The sequence below is a fragment of the Psychrobacillus sp. NPDC096426 genome (assembly GCF_044762745.1).
Classification (GTDB): Bacteria; Bacillota; Bacilli; order Bacillales_A; family Planococcaceae; genus Psychrobacillus.
Map to the genome: position 1 here is coordinate 210,749 of NZ_JBIWEX010000001.1, position 18,756 is coordinate 229,504.

General features: G+C 39.3%; 19 protein-coding genes. All 19 read right to left on the bottom strand.

The features are described 5' to 3' along the window. Window positions 1–643 precede the first annotated feature (643 nt). The 19 genes from ACIQYS_RS01045 to ACIQYS_RS01135 all read right to left on the bottom strand — a co-directional run bounded on the left by ACIQYS_RS01045 (window position 644) and on the right by ACIQYS_RS01135 (window position 18,751). Window positions 644–1,828, bottom strand: coding sequence for a CaiB/BaiF CoA transferase family protein (locus ACIQYS_RS01045; protein WP_402973543.1), 1,185 nt, complete (start codon window positions 1,826–1,828; stop codon window positions 644–646). 41 nt (window positions 1,829–1,869) lie between these two features. Continuing rightward, window positions 1,870–3,021, bottom strand: coding sequence for an acyl-CoA dehydrogenase family protein (locus ACIQYS_RS01050; protein ID WP_402973546.1), 1,152 nt, complete (start codon window positions 3,019–3,021; stop codon window positions 1,870–1,872). A gap of 5 nt (window positions 3,022–3,026) precedes the next feature. Further along, window positions 3,027–3,782 (bottom strand): carboxymuconolactone decarboxylase family protein, encoded by a 756-nt coding sequence (locus ACIQYS_RS01055; RefSeq protein ID WP_402973549.1) that lies wholly within the window; start codon window positions 3,780–3,782, stop codon window positions 3,027–3,029. Then, window positions 3,779–4,288, bottom strand: coding sequence for a flavin reductase family protein (locus ACIQYS_RS01060; protein WP_402973552.1), 510 nt, complete (start codon window positions 4,286–4,288; stop codon window positions 3,779–3,781). The genes ACIQYS_RS01055 and ACIQYS_RS01060 overlap by 4 nt, the downstream gene beginning before the upstream one ends. Next, window positions 4,288–4,839, bottom strand: coding sequence for an NADPH-dependent FMN reductase (locus ACIQYS_RS01065; protein WP_402973554.1), 552 nt, complete (start codon window positions 4,837–4,839; stop codon window positions 4,288–4,290). The genes ACIQYS_RS01060 and ACIQYS_RS01065 overlap by 1 nt, the downstream gene beginning before the upstream one ends. A gap of 24 nt (window positions 4,840–4,863) precedes the next feature. After that, window positions 4,864–5,622, bottom strand: coding sequence for an SDR family NAD(P)-dependent oxidoreductase (locus ACIQYS_RS01070; protein ID WP_402973557.1), 759 nt, complete (start codon window positions 5,620–5,622; stop codon window positions 4,864–4,866). Between the two features lie 31 nt (window positions 5,623–5,653). Further along, a complete protein-coding gene (locus ACIQYS_RS01075) occupies window positions 5,654–6,466 on the bottom strand; it encodes an enoyl-CoA hydratase-related protein (RefSeq protein ID WP_402973560.1) in 813 nt (270 codons plus the stop codon). A 28-nt stretch (window positions 6,467–6,494) separates the two neighbouring features. Then, entirely contained in the window at window positions 6,495–7,730 is a 1,236-nt protein-coding gene (locus ACIQYS_RS01080; RefSeq protein WP_402973562.1) for an acyl-CoA dehydrogenase family protein, read from the bottom strand. Between the two features lie 19 nt (window positions 7,731–7,749). After that, a complete protein-coding gene (locus ACIQYS_RS01085) occupies window positions 7,750–9,861 on the bottom strand; it encodes an acetate--CoA ligase family protein (protein ID WP_402973565.1) in 2,112 nt (703 codons plus the stop codon). Between the two features lie 463 nt (window positions 9,862–10,324). After that, a complete protein-coding gene (locus tag ACIQYS_RS01090) occupies window positions 10,325–11,071 on the bottom strand; it encodes an SDR family NAD(P)-dependent oxidoreductase (RefSeq protein ID WP_402973568.1) in 747 nt (248 codons plus the stop codon). Window positions 11,072–11,118: 47 nt separating this feature from the next. Continuing rightward, window positions 11,119–11,901 carry an aldehyde dehydrogenase family protein gene (locus ACIQYS_RS01095; RefSeq protein ID WP_402974067.1) on the bottom strand — a complete coding sequence of 261 codons (783 nt, stop codon included), beginning with the start codon at window positions 11,899–11,901 and terminating at the stop codon, window positions 11,119–11,121. 1 nt (window position 11,902) lies between these two features. Then, on the bottom strand, window positions 11,903–12,541 hold the full coding sequence (locus ACIQYS_RS01100; protein WP_402973571.1) for an aldehyde dehydrogenase family protein: 639 nt from the start codon (window positions 12,539–12,541) through the stop codon (window positions 11,903–11,905). 15 nt (window positions 12,542–12,556) lie between these two features. Beyond that, a complete protein-coding gene (locus tag ACIQYS_RS01105; RefSeq protein WP_402973574.1) occupies window positions 12,557–12,793 on the bottom strand; it encodes a hypothetical protein in 237 nt (78 codons plus the stop codon). Then, window positions 12,790–13,740: an iron-containing alcohol dehydrogenase gene (locus ACIQYS_RS01110; protein ID WP_402973577.1), complete on the bottom strand. Its 951-nt coding sequence runs from the start codon at window positions 13,738–13,740 to the stop codon at window positions 12,790–12,792. Before ACIQYS_RS01110 ends, ACIQYS_RS01105 begins: the two co-directional genes overlap by 4 nt. A 600-nt stretch (window positions 13,741–14,340) precedes the next feature. Then, on the bottom strand, window positions 14,341–14,739 hold the full coding sequence (locus ACIQYS_RS01115; RefSeq protein ID WP_402973580.1) for a PaaI family thioesterase: 399 nt from the start codon (window positions 14,737–14,739) through the stop codon (window positions 14,341–14,343). A gap of 132 nt (window positions 14,740–14,871) precedes the next feature. After that, the gene (locus ACIQYS_RS01120; protein ID WP_402974070.1) at window positions 14,872–15,864 is read right to left on the bottom strand and encodes an ABC transporter ATP-binding protein; all 993 of its coding nucleotides are present in this window, start codon (window positions 15,862–15,864) and stop codon (window positions 14,872–14,874) included. Then, window positions 15,846–16,808, bottom strand: coding sequence for an ABC transporter ATP-binding protein (locus ACIQYS_RS01125; protein WP_402973583.1), 963 nt, complete (start codon window positions 16,806–16,808; stop codon window positions 15,846–15,848). Before ACIQYS_RS01125 ends, ACIQYS_RS01120 begins: the two co-directional genes overlap by 19 nt. 13 nt (window positions 16,809–16,821) lie before the next feature. After that, a complete protein-coding gene (locus ACIQYS_RS01130; RefSeq protein WP_402973586.1) occupies window positions 16,822–17,739 on the bottom strand; it encodes an ABC transporter permease in 918 nt (305 codons plus the stop codon). Window positions 17,740–17,785: 46 nt separating this feature from the next. Then, window positions 17,786–18,751: an ABC transporter permease gene (locus ACIQYS_RS01135; RefSeq protein WP_402973589.1), complete on the bottom strand. Its 966-nt coding sequence runs from the start codon at window positions 18,749–18,751 to the stop codon at window positions 17,786–17,788. Between the last annotated feature and the right edge of the window lie 5 nt (window positions 18,752–18,756).

Sequence of the window (18,756 nt, forward strand, 5' to 3'; positions counted from 1 at the left end):
TAGTTGTTTAATGAATTGATTGAAAATTAAATTGTAATCTTTCAATGTTCTCTCACGATAGCCATTTAATTTCATTTGTTGAGAAATCATGTCTAATGCTTTTTCAACAGACATTCCTTTTGTAATTTGGTATTTCGGTTTCAATATCTCAGTTTTGATTGAAACATCGAATATTCCTTTTTTCTTGGTCAAAACAAAAAACATTTTTTTGTAATTGGAAGTTTATTGCAACGATTTTTCTGTTCAAATATGCCCACTTTTATTTCAAAAAAACTTTTACTCATGCAATAATTAAAACATTCATTTATGTTCCGGTTGAGGCTAAACCGCTCGTATTCTTGAACAAGAGTAGAAGGCTTATAATATAAGAAAATTCCCTATATTTCGTTACATCCCATGAGGACGTTTTTAAGAACATTTTAGCCCTTAAATTCCAAGGTTTTTTCTACATGTTATCTAGTTTTGAACGGTTTTATTTTAGCCATTTTCACCATCTCATAGACCTAATATGTTTCCTCAATAATAGAAAATCCTTGTACGATCAGTAAGATTGTACAAGGATTTTCAAATTTTTCGATATCAGTCGATTGATGTCATATTCATTCATCAATTCTGAACTAAATAATCGAAAGAAAGAGAAAGGTTATATGATTGCTTGCGAACGCAACCTTTCAATCGCTTCCTCCGTATAGCCAAGCCCTTGTAAAACTTCATTTGTGTGTTCTCCCAATAAAGGCGGAGCATAACGTACAGTAGGAGGAGTAGCGGAAAACTTTACTGGAAAAGCTGGCACTTTTAAATTAGGAACGCTTGGATGCTCTATATCTAACATCATTTCTCTTGCGATGACTTGAGGACTAGTCATTACTTCTTCGATGTTTTGAATCTTGCCGCTTGGCACTCCAAATGATTCCAGCTGTTCTATAATATAAGAGCTGTCCAACTGAGAAAATCGTTCACCGATTATATGCTCCAATTCATCTCGTCGCTGGACCCGATCATAGTTTAAAGCAAACTGCTCATCTTCTGTTAAGTCTTGCCACTCTAGTGCAGTACAAAACTTTTTCCACAGTCCGTCATTTGCTACCGCTACTACGACATCCGCATCTTTTGCTTTAAATGCTTGATATGGAACGAGTGAGCTGTGTGCGGTGCCCAATCGTTTTGGATATGTACCATTTGCCATATAGCCTGTTGCCATATGATTTAACAGAGCAACTTGACAATCCAATAAACTAACATCCAAATATTGCCCAACGCCGTTACGCTGTACGCCCATTATGGCACTGACAATTGAAAAGGCCGCAAATGTTCCAGTGGATAGATCTGCAACCGACATCCCAGCTTTTGCCGGTTCCTCTTCGGTTCCAGTAATGCTCATCATACCGCCAGTTGCTTGCAATAAAACATCATACCCAGCCTTATTCTTATCAGGTCCGGTCCGACCGAATCCAGAGATCGAGCAAAAGACGAGCTTAGGGTTGATTTCCTTCAAAACTTCATAACCTAATCCCAGTTTCTCCATTGTTCCGGTCCGGAAATTTTCGATGACCACGTCGGCATCTTTGACAAGTTGTTTAATGATTTCCACACCTTCCGGCGATTTTAAGTCCACCGTAATGCCTCGCTTATTGCGATTTGCCGAAAGGAAATAGCAGCTTTCCCCGTTCCATGTAGGGGGAGTGAATCTTCTAGACTCATCCCCAAATTTTGGCTCTTCTACTTTAATAACATCTGCTCCCATATCTGCTAGCATCATCGTCGTGTAGGGACCAGCTAAAGTACGAGATAAATCGACTACACAGTATCCTTCTAAAGGCAGTCTCACGTTAACCCTCCTCACGATCTGCAATCTACTATTTTAATTTCTTATTTGATGTATTCTTTAATGAGCTGTGAAGCAATTATGTTTTTTTGGATTTCCGAAGTACCTTCATAAATTTTCGTTATCCGTGCATCACGATAATAGCGCTCAATCGGATACTCCCGAATATAGCCGATGCCACCGTGGATTTGAACCGCTTTATCTGCAATTCGGTTATATACTTCCGAACCGAACAATTTCACCATTGCTGCTTCCTTAATGACCCTCGCACCAGAATCGACCAAACTTGCCACATGATAAGTCATGGCACGCAATGATTCGATGTCTAGCGCCATTTCCGCCAAATAATGTTGGATGATTTGCTGCTCTAAAATTGGCTTTCCAAACTGCTTGCGTTCGCTTGCATATTGAATTGACATTTCAAGTAACTTTTGGCAAGACCCTAAATTGCGGGCAGCAAGCCCAGCACGGCCATTTGTCAAAATTTTGAGGGCATTGACATAGCCCAAGCCCTCTTCGCCCAGTACATTTTCAATAGGTACTTCACAATCCTCGAAAAACACTTCAGCAGAATGTGAACCGCGCAAGCCCATTTTCTCTTCATGTTTACCTATCACTAAGCCTTTAAAATCCTTTTCGATGATGAAGGAAGTAATGCCTTTAGAGCCTTTCGATTTATCGGTTACAGCCATGACCGTGAATACATGGGCCTCCGGAGCGTTCGTAATATAATGTTTCGACCCATTTAAGATGAACTTATCGCCTTTGCGGATTGCTGTCGTTTGCAATGCAGTTGCATCCGACCCCGCGCTTGGCTCGGTCAAGGCGAAGGCACCGATATATTCGCCTGTTGCCATTTTCGGAAGATACCTCTGTTTCTGATTTTCGTTCGCAAGCTCAACTAGGCCGACAGAACCAATTCCTGTATGCGCACCGATAAAGGTCGTATAACCATTACTAGTTCGACCGAGTTCCTCGTAAATGCTGCATTTACCGACCATATTCAAGCCAAGACCACCGTACTCCTCAGGGATACTTAGCCCGAACAATCCCATTTCCTTGCTTAATGCAATAATCTCTTCGGGAATTTTATCTTCCCGTTCAATTTGATCTGCATATAAATCCACTTTATTGTCAATAAAGTCCCTTACACTGCTTTTCATATCCAGAACTTCTTCTTGAAAAATAGTACTCATGATGGTCACCCTTTGCTGAGTTTTTTCTGTCGCTGTATTTCTTCCTTTAAAATCGGCAAGCCCATTAATAGCGTATGGAATCCAAGGGCAGAGGTGAGCTGAAACACTTCAAGTAGCTCGCCCTGAGTAGCTCCATACTTGAGAGCATTTTTAATATGCACTTCAATACCCTTTTCAAATAAATGAGTTGTGGATGAATCAATTGCAATATAAATAAACTCAATTACTTTTGGCTCGAGTATCCCGCGACGCATCGGCTCGGTTAGAAACTCATAGTAATGTTGGAAAAACGGGGTATCCATCTGGATTAAATCATCTCTAAATTGATTCCAATACCCCATCGTTTCAATAAAGCGTTCCTTTATTTGCTGGCGTTCATCGATTTCGCTAGATATATCCATTAATTGCTCCGAATCCCTAAAATGTTGCATCATGATTGGAATGCCTACTGCACAGGTGTGCACGCCCAAAATGCTGACAACTTTCAGAACCTCGGCGATTTCCTCTTCAGTCGCTCCAAGCGCTAATGCTTTTTGGATATGGGTCCGGGTTGCCGCTTCGTATAAATGGGTGGGAGAAGCGCTAATGGCAATGTTGAGGAGTTCTTTAACTTTCGGCTCTAAGCGACCGTTTTTCCAAGGTGACGAAACAAATTTTTTGTAAATCGTCAGAAATTCCTCATCATTAGCCAGTAGCTGCTCTATTTTTTCATCCCAGTATGTGTCCTGTGCGCTGCTCACAGGCTCGCCGAACAAGTTCATAATTGACCAAACGCAGCCGGCACTGCACCCACATTCCGTCTAAAATATAGCATTGGATCTTGTTCGGACTTTTCAATACCTATTACTTCGCCAATTAAAATATAGTGGTCACCCGCATCAACTTCCTGGACTTTTTTACATTGTAAGGTAGCAAAGGAACCTGTAAGGATCGGCAAGCCGTTTTCGGACAGTGTCCAATCATGTTTTCCGAACCGATCCTCTTCCTTTTTACTCGAAAATGTCCAGCACGCTTCCGCCTGTTCTGCAGCCAGAATATTTACTGCAAATTTATCGGACGGACCAAATGCCGAGTAACTATTCGCCCGTTTATCAATACACCAAAGCACAAGCAATGGATCGATAGAAACCGAAATGAATGAATTGGCTGTCAGGCCAAAAGGGTTATTTTCTTGGTCTACTGTTGTAATGACCGTAACACCGGATGGGTAGCTCCCCATCACTTCTTTAAATAGCTGCTCTGATACTTCTTTATTTTTTACTTGCATCATGATCCCACCTTTATTTTATAGAATTGTTGCAGAACGGAAGCGTAGTGTTCGACAAATTGATCAACTTCCTTCAATTTTGTCTCCTTAACTAACCGATTCTGCCCATCAAAGTCCGATGACAGAGCAAACACATACTCGGGTAACGACAACATTTTCAAATAGCTCGCAATGGGCTTCACATAATTTTCTATCGCTAAATAATGTAACGGGTTGCCTCCATTTGCTGCAAATGCCGTGAATTTATCAGTAAAAGCTGATACAGGTACTAATTCAAACAAATTTTTAAGTGCGCTTGGTATGGAGCCATGCAAAATTGTAGTGCCGATTAAGAACGCATCGGCTTCTTCAATTTTTAGAATCACTTTTTGTGTATCCTCGTTGTATTGGTCTGTTGGCCTGCCATCACAAAGTTCTAACTTATACTCTTTTAGATCGAGTAGTTCTATTTTACATTCCGGATATTGCTGTTGTAGTTGCTGTAATATATGCTCCACAAGTATGCGTGTTTTTGACCCGACAAGCGTGCCACTTATCCCAAGCACTTTCATTGAACATCCTCCTACCTTTCAAAATTAAGGTGCCCCTGTGACATATAGGACCTGACCTGTAATATAGCTCGCTTGCTCCGATGCCAGGAACAAAATTGCGTAAGCAACGTCCTCTGGCTTTCCTGTCCGGCGTATTGGATTACTTTGTACGAATGCTTCCTTTGCCTTTTGGAAATCAGCAATACCCCGATTGGGTGCAAATTTCGCAGAGACAAGGCTCATTTCAGTATCAATGAAGCCCGGAGCAATTGCGTTTACATGAATGCCTTTTGGTCCGAGTTCCATCGACAATGTTCGTGTGATGCCTTGTACGCCAGCTTTGGCAGCCGAATAATTGACACGTCCTACTGCTCCAATAGCTGCTTGAGAAGAGATTAAAACAATGTTCCCAGCTCCTGCTTCTACCATATAAGGTTGAACTGCCTGGCACATTAAATAGCTTCCCTTTAGGTTCACGTCAACGACAAAATCCCAATCATTCTCCGTCATCTGGTGAATCAAATTGTCCTTCAATACCCCGGCGCAGTTAATTAGTATATCGATACGACCAAAATGGGCATGCACCCTTGCGACCGCTTCTTGCACTTGAGTGGCATTCGTGATGTCAACGATTTCCGCGATTGCATCAACGTCAGCTTCTTGTAATGAGGAAATGATTGAAGCCGAATCATGCACATCGAAAATCGCAATTTTAGCACCTTCTTTGGCGAGCATCTGTGCCGTTGTCGCTCCTATACCTCCTGAGCCACCTGTCAAAATGGCTACTTTGTCTTGGAACCGCATTGTTAATCCCCTTAACTTAACATGATTTTTCTTATACATCTTGTTCATTGAACCATCGAATTGCACCTTTTAAGCCAAGTTCTTGAATTTTCTGTCTCACAAGCTTAATGCCATCCGCTGTATGAATGATGGCGTCTTGTTCCGGTCCAAAGTTAATGCCCGTACGGAATCCTTGTAAATCCATAATTCGATTATGTGCTTGTTTTTTAATCTTAAGAATATCTAGAGGCGTTTTTGCAATGCCACGTGCGATGTTTAATGCCTCTTCTTCCAGCTGATCGGCTGGCACGCATTTTGCTGCGATGCCATATTGTTCTGCCTCTCTTCCAGTAATGCGGCTACCGGCAGTCAGATCAAGCATTTTGGCGCGCTGATGTCCTACATGCCATCCCCAGTAAATGCCGACAAATCCACCACCAAGTGGCAAGGAAGGGAAGCCGAATTGAGTCTCTTCATCAGTCACTACAATATCGCAGCATGCGACTAATTGCGTACCACCTGCGAGGGCATAGCCATGAACTTGCGCAATGATCGGTTTTGGATATTCCCAAATTCGGATCCAGCGACGTGTATAGGCTTCCAAATTATCTTTATCCTCAATGACAGATGGTGAACTATACTTGGATACGTCATATCCAACGCTGAAAGCACGTCCATTCCCTTTAATAATTAAGACGCTAACGCTTTCATCTTTTTCCAATAGGTCTAATGCTTCGTCTAAGTCATCAAATAACTCTTTATTTAGTGCGTTTAATTTTTCGGGACGGTTTAAAATGATATATGCGATTTTCCCTTTTTTCTCAATTAATACAGCTTTGTCTGTTGTAGTTTGATTTTGTGCCATAGTGTTCAGGCCTCCCTAATTTTTATAATTAGCTAAATGTTAAATCGCCTTTTAGTAAGCTACGCGCAATCGTACGACGGTGAATTTCGGATGTACCATCTGGAATGCGTAAAAGGCGAGCCATTCGATATCCGGCTTCCAGTTCCAACTCATTGGAAAGACCCATACCACCATGAATTTGAATGGCTTTATCATAAACACGGCCCATCATCTCTGTACAAAAAGCTTTTACCATTGAAATTTCTTTAGCCGGTGTTTTTTTAGAATTTTCGATTTTCCAAGCGCAATGCAACGCCATATTACGTGCCGCATAAATGTCCATCGCACATTCTGCAATCATATTTTGAATCATTTGGTGTTCGGCAATTGGTTTGCCAAATGTTTGACGAATTTGTGCGTATTCCACTGCTTTCTTGAGCGCCCATTGTGCGGAACCAATACATTTTCCACTCATGCCAAGGCGTCCGTTGTTAATGCCATGGATTGCTTTTGTAAATCCGTTATCGACCTCACCAATGACGTTTTCGTGCGGTACGCGCAAATTATCAAATGAGAGGATTGCTGCATCTCCTCCAAGTGATCCCATTGTGGCAATGACAGAATCCACTGTAAATCCTTCCGATTTTGTTTCGACAAAAAAGCAAGAAATTCCACCTTTTCGTTGTGCATGTAGCTCTGGGTTTGTGATGGCAAACAGCATACAGTAGTTCGCATAAGGTGCATTTGAAATCCATTGCTTTGTCCCATTGATGACCCATTCATCGCCATCGCGCACTGCTCGTGTTCGGATACCCCAGACGTCGGATCCCGCATCAGGCTCTGTTAATCCGAAACATAACGTATCTTCACCACTTGAAATTTTCGGTAAATATTTTTCCTTCAAGGATGGCTTCATCCCACGTAATACGGGAGTCAAGCCATTTGTAAACGGAGATGGAATAATGACCTGTTCGATTAATTTACGGTTCGGGTAAAGTTTATTAAGTGCTTCTGCGACTAATAGCGCTGTAATCGGACCCAGTTGCTCTCCACCAAGCTCTTCATCTCCCAGCATCGTGTAGAAGCCCGCTCTAGCTGATTCCATTCGGACAACTTTTCGCAGCTCTTCTACTTTCGGATGGCGTCGACCGTCTTCCAAATAGTAGTTTCGCTCGTTATATAAAAGATTGCGGTTCTCTTCTTCGAGAGGGATAACAACCTTTTCGATAAACTGTTTTAACGCATTGATAATTTCTTGAGTTTCTTCTGGAATTGTGAAATCCATGGTACCATTCTCCTTTTGGTTAATTAGTTATCAATTCATTTTGTTTTTTAAATGTCATTAAGCCATCTACAATTTTGACGCCTTGCCCTTCGCCGAATACCATGATCGGATTTAAATCAGATTCGAGAAGATCGTCTTCCAAGTTAAAAATTAGTTCGCTAAATTTTGCAATGACTTGGCTCAGTTCTTCAATGTCCTTAGCTGGCATTCCACGGTAGGCTTGCAAAATTTTACTCGCCTTCAACTCTAACACCATCTCTTTTGCTTCAGTGGGTGAAACAGGGGCTTTCCTCATCGAAATATCTTGTAGCACTTCTATATAAATACCACCCATGCCGACAATGACCATCTGGCCAAAGATTGGATCCTTCGTTGCACCGACGAATAGCTCCGCATATTCGCCTTTGAGCATTTCTTGGATAAGAACTCCTTCAAAGACAGCTTCAGCAGTCTCATCAATTACTTTTTTTAGTCTTGTGAACTCCGCAATGACTTGTTCTTCCGATTGAATATTCAAGCTAACAAGGCCTTCATCCGTTTTATGTAGGATCTGAGGTGACATACCCTTTAAAACAAGCGGATAGCCAATTTCTGTTGCATACTGGATCGCTTCCTGTTCAGTCTTGGCCAATCGCTCATTCGTAATTGGCAAATCAAATTGTTGCAAAAACTTTTTCGTGCCATACTCGGTTAATACAGTATCCATATTCGTTGTATCAAGATATTGTTTTTGGAAAGCCTGAGTAGCAGGAGCTTTCTTAAATACTTCAAATTGCTTCATAGCCTTTAATGCTGTCACTGCCCGAGTTGGATCTTGCAATACGACTACACCGGCTTCGCTGAATGCCTGGCTAGATTGCGGACTATTTATGGTCACGGCAACCTGTGGGATATGCGGATAGCGATCGCGCATTTTTTGCAATGTAGCAATGCGGTCTTTGATCGAATCATGCTTGAGCCCACCAAATCCTAAAAAGATGATGGATGCATCATATTCTCCACTTGATAAAACCGCTTCCATAAAGTCTTCTAACAAAGTGGGAAGGTAGGATATTTGAGCGGTCATATCGATCGGATTCTGCGTTCCGGCAATTGGTAAAATTGCTTTCAATCGTTCTTTTACGACCGGTGGCGTTTCAGGCAGTTTAAACTGTTGCCCTGCGAGCTGATCTGCTAGCAAAATTCCCACGCCGCCTGAAATGGTAAATACGGCAACCCGATTTCCTTGCATCGCAGGCAATTGGGAAGCGGCATACGTCACATCTAAAAACTCATCAATGGTATTGGCACGGAAAACGCCATTTTGTTTAAAAATGGTATCAAATACTTTATCTGAGCCAACAATAGAGCCTGTATGAGACATAGCGGCCTTCATTCCTACTTCAGTCCGCCCAACTTTCAAGGCGATGACAGGTTTTTGATGATTGCGGGCTAATTGAAATGCATTTGCTAATTTTTCTCCATCTTGTACTCCTTCGATATAGCAAGCAATTACATTGGTATTTGGATCTTTTGCTAAAAATTCGATACAGTCAGCTACATCAATATCTGCTTCATTCCCGGTAGCGATGAAGTGGCTAAATCCAATGTTTTGTTGTCTTGCCAAAGTGAATACATGAGAGCCAAACGCCCCGCTTTGACTGACAAATCCAATCGAGCTTTTTAACGGCTTTTCATCTTCGATAATGGTGGAAAATGTGCCATAGAAACCCTTTTCGACATTAAACAGGCCGAGACAGTTTGGCCCCAAAACGCGAACATTATATTCTTTGGCGATCCGGGTAATTTCATCTTGTTCGCGTTTACCGCTTTCCCCAATCTCCCCAAATCCTGCGCTAAAAATCACAACGGATTTTACGCCGTGTTGAGCACATTTTTGAAAAGTTTCAATGACTACCTGACTAGGTAATGCAATAATTGCAACATCAACCGATGCCGGCACTTGTAAAATATCTGGATAGCAAGTCAGTCCATTAATCTCCTTGTACTTTGGATTAATCGGATAAATCTTTCCATCGAATCCATAGCGCTGCAGGTAGCTTAACGGTCGCCCACCAATCTTCTTGGCATCCGGCGAAGCACCGATAATCGCTACACTATCCGGATTAAATAACGCCTCTAAATTATTCAAATCACTTTGCCCCTTCCAAATTGTTTGACGATCTAGCTTGTATTTTTCTTTTAATATAAAAAGTTTGTTACACTTTTTTATGAAGCAAGACAGATGCCAAACTCTATGAATATAGAGGGAAGAATTTAAATAATCAAATTTATCTTTAAATTCGTATTTTTAAAGTACAACTAACTGATATTTACATAGTTTGTTATAGGAAATTGGATTAGTTAGTCTATATATTTCCAGTATTTTTTTATTACGTTTCACTTTTGAAACAAAACACTGAACCACTTGACACTTGAATGAAGCATAAGCTTGGATTGAAGTGTCTCTCGAAAACTTGCTAGATCTTAGAAAAAAAAGTGAAAACCCGCTTATCGTCAATGTATTAAACAAAGAGCGAAAGGGGTTTTCACTTTATTATCATAATCCGGTCGTGTTCGACTTTTTACGAAGTTACTTCGATTGGTACCTGAGTCTAAATTTCAGCAAGTAGCCCACCATCTACTACAAACTCGGAGCCCGTAGAATAACTTGACTCATCTGAAGCAAGATACACGATCATATTTGATACTTCTTCAGTATGACCAAATCGTGGTATCGGAATTTGCTTTGCTCGTTCCTCAATTTCTTGTTGATTTTTGTATGCAACATTAGTTAATTCGGTTTTAATACTGCCAGGGTGCACAGAGTTGACACGAATATTATATTTTGCGAATTCTAGGGCTGCTGTCTTTGTCATCCCTCTAACAGCAAATTTTGAAGCAACATAGGCTATACTTTTTTCTCTGCCCGCTATACCGAGTATAGAAGACACATTAACAATGGAGCCGCCTTTTGACTTTCTTAGAGAAGGGAGAACTGTTTTCATACCTAAAAAGATGGACACCTGATTTACGTCTATTACTTTCTTATATTCTTCCTCAGACAATTCTTCAATAGAAGTCTTTATGGACATACCTGCATTATTGACAAGAATATTAACAGGACCAAAGAGTTTCTCCGTCTCTTTTACTACTTCCTCCCAGTCGGAAAGCTTTGCCACATCATGCTTAAAAAATTTTACATTTTCTCCAAGATCTCTCTCCAACTGTTCTCCTTCTTCAATTAGAATGTCGGTAAATACGACTTTAGCACCTTCTGCAACAAATTTCCTAACGTGCGATGCACCTAAACCTCTTGAAGCTCCGGTAATAATTGCTACTTTTCCATTTAGTCTTCCCATTGTCATAAAACTCCTTTATATTGACTTAGTGTGTTTTTCGGAATCGATCAAAGTTTAATGCCGACAGAAACTAATTTTGTTTCCAAATAATCATCTAGACCATAAAAACCGCCTTCTCGGCCTAAGCCACTTTCTTTCACTCCTCCAAATGGTGCTTGTACAGCAAAAGGACTATGGTCGTTCGCTCCCACCATTCCATACTCCAATTTTTCCGAAACTCGATAGATTCTGGATACATCATTTGTGTAAAAATAAGATGCAAGTCCGTATTCAATATTGTTTGCCTTTATAATAACTTCTTCCTCCGAATTAAAACGGATGAGAGGGGCAATTGGACCAAATGTTTCCTCAGAACATATCTTCATATCATCTTGTACATTCACTAATAATGTAGGAGAATAAAAATGCCCATTTGCCAATGCACCATCCGTCAGTCTGTGCCCCCCATGTAGTATCTGTGCACCCTTTTCCACAGCATCCGCAATCTGATCTTCTACCTTCTCTATCCCACTTTTGTTTGCCATGGATCCGATTTGATTCGTTTCGTCTAGTCCATTTCCAACCTTTAGCTTAGCAACTTTCTCTTGAAAACGTTTGGCAAATTCATCATAAATAGTATCGTGTACATAAATTCTATTTGCACAAATACATTGCTGACCAGTAGATGCAAATTTACTACTCACGACGCCATCTACAGCCAATTCGATATCTGCGTCCTCAAAGACGATAAATGGGGCATGGCCACCAAGCTCCATTGAAACTTTCTTTACTGTGTCTGCTGATTGGCGAATTAAAATTTTTCCAACTTCTGTAGATCCTGTAAATGTAATTTTACGGAACTTTGCTTTTCATAATTGGATCTGCAATTTCATCTGAACTACCAATCACTAAATTAGCTACACCTTTCGGTAGCCCAACTTCATCAAATATCTTAAATAATTCCACTGCCGACAATGGGGCTTCTGAAGATGGTTTGATAATGACAGTACAGCCTACAGCTAGTGCAGGACCAAGTTTACGTGCTGACATCGATAATGGGAAATTCCATGGAGTGATGGCTGCAACAACCCCAACAGGCTGCCGAATGACCGACATACGTTTGTTGGTTGCGGAAGCTGGAAGCGTATTTCCATACACTCTTCTTGCTTCCTCTGCATACCACTTAAAAAAGGCAATTGTGCTATTTACTTCATTGCGGGCATTATGAATAGTTTTCCCCATTTCCTTCGTGATGATTTGGGCAAGATATTCTTTCTTTTCTTTTAGTTTGACTACAACACTTTCAAGATAGCCCGAGCGTTGTTCAGCTGTTAGATTAGACCATAATGGAAAAGCATCTTCTGCCGCTGCGATTGCTTGTTCTGTCTCTTCTTTCCCCACCAGGTATACCTGGTCTACAACTTCACCAGTCGCAGGATTTATAATATCCAGTTGCTTGTTCGTTTTCAACCATTGTCCATTAATATACAAAATAAAAGTCCTCCCTTATCTTGGTAATACTTCGTTGTAAATTTTTATAACATCTTCTTTATAAACTTTGCGGGGATTAGCCGAAATCATTCTTTGTTCATCCATCGCATCATTCGCCAATCGATCAATCACTTCATCTGTAACATCGATTCTTAAGAAACTAAAGTCTATTGGAATTTCTACAGTAGCGATAAGTGATTGTAAGAAGTTTTGTAGCATATTGGCAGCTGTTTCATCATTTTTTAGTATCAATTCAGGTTGAATATTCTAGCGATGTTTGCGAATTTTTTATGGTTAGAAATTAAATTATACTCAATGACATGTGGTAAAAGTATGGCATTTGCAACTCCATGTGGAACATTGTAAACTGCCGACATTGGATGGGAACAATAATGCACAAGACCTAAACCACCCAAAGTGAATGCCATTCCTGCAATTGTACTTGCCAAATGGATCTGAGTCCGAGCCTCTATGTTATCAGGTTGCGCATAACTAGCTGGAAGATTTTCTATAATCATTCGCATTGCTTGTAATGCAAGTCCATCCGATATCGGATTGGAACGGAGTGATGTATAAGCCTCTATTGCATGAACTAATGCATCAATGGCTGTTGCAGCAACAATATGTCTTGGTAAAGTGATTGTCAATAATGGATCAATAAACGCAATTTTGGGAATGAGATTTGGAGAAGATATCGCACATTTTCGACCAGCCGACTTATCCGTTACAATGGAAACTGCTGTTACCTCGGACCCTGTTCCGACCGTTGTTGGAATTGCAAACAACAAAGGAATGGGATTTGTAATTACTTTTCCGCCTTCTCTACGGAATTCAAGGATGTGTCCCGAATGCGTAACTACTACTCCGACCGCTTTGGAAAAATCCATCGAGCTTCCGCCACCAATCGCTATAATCATATCGCAAGAATTCTCGTTATATAGGTCAGCACCTCGCATAACTGTATCTGCCGTTGGATTTGGCTCTACATCTGAAAAAATGATTGTTTCAATTCCATTCTCAATCAAAGGAGTAGTAATAGAATCTATTAAACCTGTTTTTACTAAACCAGCATCTGTAGCAATAAATACTTTGCTTTTATTTGCTTGTTGAATTGCTTGAAGAAGTTCGTTTTTCACGATGTTAAGACCGAAACGAATATTTGCTGGTAGACAAGAATTGAAATTCAAATTTTGTAACATACTCTCTATTCCCCTTCTTTTATTCTATTTTCAAATTTTAGTTAAAAGTAGACGGATACCAAAGAGAAGTGAATCGCTAAACTTCCGGGAGTCGTTGCTTGCAACGGAAATCGACTGAGATACATTATGATCGTTACTGCAACTTGTTCTCTTATATCGGATAAAATATATTTCAACATAAAGTTAGTACTTACCGGACCGTTTTACGTTTGTTATGTAATTGGCATACCGATTTTAGTTACATCGGAATCTATACCAAATTCAGAGTTAGTTGAGTAACTTCACCATTAATTTATCTCATCCTTTTATTTAAGCAAGAAAGATACCAAGTAGTGACTTATTAAAAGAAGGCTCAAAAATATGGTTGTCGATGAACGGAATTACGATGCTATTTGGGTATAAAGCATTTTTTCACTAGATATTATGACCTTTCTCATTCAAAATTCCTCCAATAAACGTTTCATTAAAGAAACATCTATTTCAAAAATGGATTTTTCCGTTTATTTAGTAATAAAGAGAATCCGATCAGAAAGCTATTCATGCAGCTTTCTGATCGGATTCTCCATAATATCGTGAAGAGTCTACGATCCAATACAATAATTAGCGCTCAATTATATTAACTTTAAATGTTCCTATCCCAATACTAACGTGGTCATTATTTTCATTCGTAATTCGAGCCTCTATACAGACAATATTTTTTCCAAATTGAATAATTTCTGCAGAAGCGTATATTACTTCGTTTAATTTAACAGGCTTTATATATTGAGTAGTTAAATTTATTGTTGCCAATTGAATTTCACTAGATCGCAATTTTATATTAATCCCCATAACAGCATCTAGCATTGTAGCAATAACCCCGCCATGTAGGATCCCCTTACCGTTTAACAAATTCGGAGTAATATTCAACTTAATCTTGGCACTATTTTCTTCTATAGAATCCACTTTCAACCCAATCAAAGCCCAAAATGGGGATTCCTCATAACGATTTATCAGATCCATTAGTATTGTCATTCCTTTCTTTTGAACAAAACCCGTACCTACCGTTAAAAAGATTAATCATTAATCTTAACGTTTTGATAAAACATAAAAATTGTGAACGTATTCTTTATAGTAACTGGTTCATATTACATACTAAATTAGATGACATGATACTTGATGTTGAGGCGTCACCTGCTGAGGGGTTGGATATATATCCTTACATTTCTCCATTTTCACTGGACATCTTGAATAAAAATAACATCCTCTTGGTGAATCACTAGGGCTAGGTAAATCTCCTTCCAAGACGATTCTTTCCTTCATTTTTTTAACCCCAGGATCAGCAACAGGGATTGATGATAATAACGCTTTCGTATATGGATGTTTTGGTTCGTTGAAAATTTGTTCACGGGTTCCCATTTCTACAATTTTTCCCAAGTACATAACGGCCACTCGATCGCTAATATGCTCTACAACGCTAAGATCGTGAGAGATAAAAATATAAGTTAAGTTAAATTGCTCTTGTAATGACTTAAGTAAATTTAATATTTGGGATTGAATAGAAACATCTAAAGCTGAAACTGGTTCATCGCATATAATCAATTCTGGATTTAAAGCCAATGCCCTTGCTATACCAATTCGCTGTCGCTGGCCTCCTGAAAACTCATGAGGATATCTGTCCATATGATAATCATCTAAACCGACAAGCCTTAGTAACGAAATAACTCGTTCTTCAATCTCCTTTTTTTTCACGATCCGGTTAATAATAAATGGTTCACTAATAATTTGCCTAATAGTATGTTTAGGATTTAAGGAGCTGTAAGGGTCTTGAAAAATAATTTGAACGTTACGTCGATAATCTTGCATTTCCTTATTACTTTTGGTCGCCAAAACGTCCTTATTATTAAAAGTTACTTCTCCCGAAGTTGGATCAGTTAAACGAAGTAAACACATACCAGTTGTACTTTTTCCACATCCCGATTCACCAACGATACCAAACGTTTCTCCCTTTTTGACTTGGAAGGATACGCCATCAACTGCCTTTAATATACCTTTAGATTTCCCGAATAATCGCTTTTTGATTGGGTAATGTTTTTTTAAATTTAGAACATCAAGAAGCACTTCTTTTTTCAAGTTCTGTTCCAACAGCGAGCCCTCCTTTCGTTTCCTCTTATTTCCAAGTTAGGTTCTTTTTCTAAGCAAATACTTGTAGCTTCGGCACAACGGAGATGAAATCGACAACCTTTTGGCATATTCTCAAGATCCGGAACAGAACCCTCAATAGTATGTAATTTTTGCCCCGGATTTCCTAGTTTCGGTACTGATTTTATTAAAGCTTCTGTATATGGATGAATTGGTTTTTCAAATAAATCCTTTACCTTTGCCTCCTCAATAACTTGACCTGCATACATAACAATCGCTTTCTGACATGTTTCCGCAACAACCCCCAAGTCATGTGTAATCATGATGACTGTCATATTCAACTTTTGTTGAAGTTCTACCAAAAGACTAAGTATTTGTGCTTGAATTGTTACATCTAAAGCTGTAGTAGGCTCGTCCGCTATCAAAACTTTCGGATTGCATGCGAGAGCCATTGCTATCATTACGCGCTGTCTCATTCCTCCGGACAATTCATGTGGGTATACTTTCAACTTTTCTTTTGCATCAGGAATATTTACCTGTTCCAAAATTTCAATTGACTTTTCTTTTATCTCTTTAGCACTATAGTTAGTATGATATTTAAATACTTCGTAAATCTGATTCCCAATCGTAAATGAAGGGTTAAGGGATGTCATTGGCTCTTGAAAGATCATTGCTATTTCTTTACCTCTGACTTGATTCATCTCTCTAGTAGATAATTTAGTAAGATCTTTTCCGTTGTAATAAATACTACCCGATTCCACTTTTATCGCTTTAGGTAGGAGTCCCATAATCGATAAGGCAGTCATACTCTTTCCGCAACCGCTTTCACCCACAATTGCAACAAATTCACCTTGTTTGATCGAAAACCCTACTTCTTCCAAAACAGTTACAGATTGATACTCTAGACTTCTTCCTATTCGTAAATTTTGGAGTTCTAAAACTTCAGTCATCTTTACACCCTCCTTATTTTCGCTGATTTTTGATATGCGGATCAAAGGCATCACGAATTGCGTCACCTACTACATTAAATGCAACAGAAACAATAACTAAGGCTAATCCCGGATAAATTACCAGTCCAGGAGTTGAAGTAATGTACTGGAAACCTTCTTGAATCATATTTCCCCAAGTAGGAGTTGGAGGTTGAACACCTACACCAAGAAAGCTTAAACTTGCCTCGATTCGAATAGCAGTTGACATATTAAGGGTAACAATAACCAAAATAGGACCTAAAATATTTGGTAATATATGACGAAAAATAATTCTTAAATCTTTTCCCCCTATAGAGATAGCAGCTTTAATGTACTCTTTTTCCTTAATCTCCAGTGTAACTCCCCTGGCCATTCTGGCAACTCCGGGTATTAAACCAATCCCGATAACCGCTATAAGTGTGGTCATACTAGGTCCTAAAACAACGAGTACCATCAGTCCAAATAAAAGTAATGGTAACATCATAATAGATTCTAAAATACGCATTAATATATCGTCTAACCATCCCCCTTTATAAGCAGCTATCATTCCGATAATCCCCCCAACAAGACCACTAAGTAATACTGATAAAAATCCAACAAATAAAGTCGTTTGGGAACCCAATATTATCCTGCTAAGAATGTCTCTTCCAAAGGGATCTGTTCCAAGTAAATGATCTATGGATATCCCTTGGGCACGGCTAGTCACATCTTGGGCCATTGGATCATACGGCAAAATTAATGGGGCTAAGATCGCCAAAAATAATATAGCGATCAAAAGAAAAAAACTGATCATTCCTAATTTATTTTTCTTAAATACCGTCCATTCTGCTGACTTTCGGCGCTTATATTCTGCTTTTTTTACCCCGGATGAATTTTGAAATGATTTGGGATCTTCTGATAATGGATGGGTCAATTGAGTATCTCCCTTCTATACCTTTCTACTTTATTCAATCAACTAGTTAACTTGGTCTGATTTTAGGATTCACTATTGAATAGGCTATATCAATAACCAAATTAACAATTATAACTAGAATAGCAAATAATACCAAACATCCTTGTAGAATTGGAAAATCCCTCGAAGTAATTGCCCCAACAGCCAGGCTTCCTAAACCAGGGCGACTAAAAATAGTCTCTGTAATAACAGCACCACTTATCAAAGCCGTAATATCTAAACCAATTACTGTAATTACAGGAATTAAACTATTCCTTAACGCATGTTTAAAAATGACTATCCCCGATGGTACTCCCTTAGCTTTTGCTGTTCGTATATAATCTTGATTTACTTCTTCTAGCAGGCTAGCTCGGGCAACTCTCATAATTACGGCAGAATTAATAAGTCCTAGAGTGAGGGAAGGTAAAATCAAGTGGTATAGCATCCCACCAAAACCTTCTCCCGCTCCCATTGAAGGAAACCAATCTACTTTAAGTGAGAATACAAGCATCAAAACGATACCTAACAAAAATGCGGGTACTGATACCCATAAAAATGAAACCATTCTCACTACCACATCTATGAATGAATTTGGCCTTAATGCAGATATAATTCCGGCGGGAATTCCAATTAAACTACCAATAAAGATACTAGCTGCTGTTAAGAACATTGTTGCACCGAAATTATTCGCAATTAGTTGAAGAACCGGAGTACCCGACGCTATTGATAAACCAAAATTTCCACGCAAAATGTCTACGAAAAAAACTAGATATTGCTCCCATATCGGTACGTTTAATCCCATTTGCTCCCGCAAATTATATAAAGCTTCTGCGCTAGCATTATCCCCTAAAATTGCCAAAGCAGGATCTCCGGGAAGAACCCGGAGAGTAAAAAATATTATACTTAAAGTTATAAACATAGTAGGTAATGCAACTAATAGTCTTCGAATAAGATATTTAAACAAATAAGTCACCCCACTTTTGGAATTATTCATGATTG

What these genes read in the sequence shown, in the direction of transcription:
- ACIQYS_RS01050 (WP_402973546.1), bottom strand. Translation starts at nt 3,021, where the DNA reads ATGAGTACTATTTTTCAAGAAGAAGTTCTGGATATGAAAAGCAGTGTA.
- ACIQYS_RS01055 (WP_402973549.1), bottom strand. Translation starts at nt 3,782, where the DNA reads ATGAACTTGTTCGGCGAGCCTGTGAGCAGCGCACAGGACACATACTGG.
- ACIQYS_RS01060 (WP_402973552.1), bottom strand. Translation starts at nt 4,288, where the DNA reads ATGCAAGTAAAAAATAAAGAAGTATCAGAGCAGCTATTTAAAGAAGTG.
- ACIQYS_RS01065 (WP_402973554.1), bottom strand. Translation starts at nt 4,839, where the DNA reads ATGAAAGTGCTTGGGATAAGTGGCACGCTTGTCGGGTCAAAAACACGC.
- ACIQYS_RS01070 (WP_402973557.1), bottom strand. Translation starts at nt 5,622, where the DNA reads ATGCGGTTCCAAGACAAAGTAGCCATTTTGACAGGTGGCTCAGGAGGT.
- ACIQYS_RS01075 (WP_402973560.1), bottom strand. Translation starts at nt 6,466, where the DNA reads ATGGCACAAAATCAAACTACAACAGACAAAGCTGTATTAATTGAGAAA.
- ACIQYS_RS01080 (WP_402973562.1), bottom strand. Translation starts at nt 7,730, where the DNA reads ATGGATTTCACAATTCCAGAAGAAACTCAAGAAATTATCAATGCGTTA.
- ACIQYS_RS01090 (WP_402973568.1), bottom strand. Translation starts at nt 11,071, where the DNA reads ATGGGAAGACTAAATGGAAAAGTAGCAATTATTACCGGAGCTTCAAGA.
- ACIQYS_RS01110 (WP_402973577.1), bottom strand. Translation starts at nt 13,740, where the DNA reads ATGTTACAAAATTTGAATTTCAATTCTTGTCTACCAGCAAATATTCGT.
- ACIQYS_RS01115 (WP_402973580.1), bottom strand. Translation starts at nt 14,739, where the DNA reads ATGGATCTGATAAATCGTTATGAGGAATCCCCATTTTGGGCTTTGATT.
- ACIQYS_RS01125 (WP_402973583.1), bottom strand. Translation starts at nt 16,808, where the DNA reads ATGACTGAAGTTTTAGAACTCCAAAATTTACGAATAGGAAGAAGTCTA.
- ACIQYS_RS01135 (WP_402973589.1), bottom strand. Translation starts at nt 18,751, where the DNA reads ATGAATAATTCCAAAAGTGGGGTGACTTATTTGTTTAAATATCTTATT.